3 protein-coding genes are annotated in these 2177 nt (G+C 71.8%); all 3 read left to right on the top strand.

Going from position 1 to position 2177, the window contains the following annotated elements:
• The coding region (locus VHK87_RS03945) for a glutathione S-transferase family protein (RefSeq protein ID WP_329633595.1) at positions 1–233 on the top strand (233 nt) is incomplete at its 5' end.
• Positions 214–1356 (top strand): tRNA epoxyqueuosine(34) reductase QueG, encoded by a 1143-nt coding sequence (gene queG / locus VHK87_RS03940; RefSeq protein WP_329633594.1) that lies wholly within the window; start codon positions 214–216, stop codon positions 1354–1356. The genes VHK87_RS03945 and queG, both read left to right, overlap by 20 nt.
• 9 nt (positions 1357–1365) lie before the next feature.
• A partial coding sequence (locus VHK87_RS03935; protein ID WP_329633593.1) for a pseudouridine synthase occupies positions 1366–2177 on the top strand: 812 nt, incomplete at its 3' end.

The following is a 2177-nucleotide window of genomic DNA, read 5'->3' as shown; positions in this document are numbered from 1 at the left end:
GCCTGCTGCAGGAACGCGACTGGCTGGCCGGGCGCCGGCTCTCCCTGGCGGATTTCGCCGCGGCCGCCCATCTGTCGGTCATCGACTACTTCGGCGACGTGCCGTGGCGAGATTTCCCGGCGGTGAAGACCTGGTACATGAAGCTGAAATCGCGGCCCTGCTTCCGGCCCCTGCTCAGCGACCGCTGCCCCGGCGTGGCTCCGGCCGGGCACTATGACGATCTCGATTTCTAACCGCGAAGAGGCGATCCGGGCCGAAGCGAGGCTTCTGGGGTTCGACGTCTGCCGCTTCGCGCGGGCCGATGCGCCGTGGGACGCGTCGGCGCGCCTGGCCGAATTCGTCGCCGCCGGCCGGCACGGGGAGATGGCCTGGATGGAGACCACCGCCGAGCGCCGGGCTCACCCGACGGCCATGTGGCCCGGCGCCCGCTCGGCCATCGTGCTGGGGATGAACTACGGGCCGGAGCACGACCCGCTCGCCGTCCTCGCTGACCGCACGAAGGGCGCGATCAGCGTCTACGCCCAGGGCGACGACTACCACGACCTGATCAAGAAGCGGCTGAAGGCCGTGGCCCGTTGGGTGCAGGACCGGTTCGGCGGCGAGCTGAAGGTGTTCGTCGACACCGCGCCGCTGATGGAAAAGCCCCTGGCTGAGCGGGCCGGGATCGGTTGGCAGGGCCGTCACACCAACCTCGTCTCGCGCGAGCACGGTTCGTGGCTGTTCCTGGGCTCGATCCTCACCGCGCTGGAGCTGCGGCCCGACCCGGCCGCCGAGGAGACCTGCGGCTCCTGCCGGGCCTGCCTCGACGTCTGCCCCACCAACGCCTTCCCCGCGCCCTTCCAGCTCGATGCCCGCCGCTGCATCAGCTACCTGACCATCGAGCTCAAGGGGCCGATCCCGCACGAGTTCCGAACCGCGCTCGGCAACCGCATCTACGGCTGCGACGACTGTCTCGCCGTCTGCCCCTGGAACAAGTTCGCCTCAACGGCCCACGAGCAGGCGCTGCACGCCCGGCAAGCGCTGCGGGCGCCCAGCCTCGCCGAGCTTTCCCGCCTGGATGATGCGGCCTTCCGCGCCCTCTTCGCCAAGAGCCCGGTCAAGCGGATCGGCCGGGACCGGTTCGTCCGCAACGTCCTCTACGCCATCGGCAACTCCGGCGAGCCCGCCCTGGCGGCCGAGGCCCTGCGCCTGCTCGACGACCCCGCACCCCTGGTCCGCGGCGCGGCCATCTGGGCGCTGGCCAGGCTGTTGCCGCCCGCCGAGTTCGAGGCGCTGCGCGAGCGCCGTGCGCCCGCCGAGGCCGATCCGCAGGTCCGGGACGAGTGGCGCTTGGCCCTGCCCGCCTTGGCGCTCTAGAAGCGGCCCATGGCCTGGACCCGCCGCTACGAGGACCCCGAGCCCCAGCGCATCAACAAGTGGCTCGCCCAGAGCGGCGTCTGCTCGCGCCGGGAGGCGGAGGCCGCCATCGCCGATGGGCTGGTCAGCATTGACGGCGAGCCGGTCGAGGACCCCGGCCGCAAGATCCTCCCCGGCCAGACTCTGACCCTGGCCGACCGGGGCCAGCCGGCGCTGACCGTCGTGCTCAACAAGCCCGTGGGCGTGGTCTCCGCCCAGCCCGAGGCGGGGCAGGCGCCGGCCGTGCGGCTGCTGACCCGCCAGGCGCTGGTGGGCGAGAGCCCGGTGATCCCCGGCCGCGACACCCGCCTCGCCCCGCTTGGCCGCCTGGACATGGACTCCCACGGCCTGCTGCTGCTGTCCGATGACGGGGTGCTGGCCAAGGCGGTGATTGGTCCCGAATCCGACCTCGACAAGGAGTATCTGGTCCGGGTGCGCGGCGAGGTCACCGAGGAGAAGATCGCCCGCCTGCGTCACGGCCTCTCCCTCGACGGCCGCCAGCTGCGCCCCGCGAAGATTAACCGCGCCGGCGAACAGCGACTGCGCTTCATCCTCAAGGAAGGCCGCAACCGCCAGATCCGCCGCATGTGCGACCTGGTCGAGCTCTCGGTCACAGACCTCTACCGTATCCGCATCGGGCCTCTGAAGCTCGCTGACCTCCCCGAGGGGCGCTGGCGGGTGCTGACGGATGAGGAGCGGGCGGCGCTGATCAACTGGCGGGCCGCGCCCCCTAAACCGCCTGGCCCGCGCACCAGCCGCTCGCCCAGGCCCACTGGAAGTTA

The sequence above is a fragment of the Phenylobacterium sp. genome (assembly GCF_036263695.1).
In the GTDB taxonomy this organism is placed as follows: Bacteria; Pseudomonadota; Alphaproteobacteria; order Caulobacterales; family Caulobacteraceae; genus Phenylobacterium.
The sequence above is the reverse complement of the archived record's forward strand: the minus strand, read 5'-3'. Positions and strand labels throughout refer to the sequence as shown.

Bases quoted from the DNA above. Each gene is read 5' to 3' on its own strand.
- queG (WP_329633594.1), top strand. From the start codon at position 214: ATGACGATCTCGATTTCTAACCGCGAAGAGGCGATCCGGGCCGAAGCG.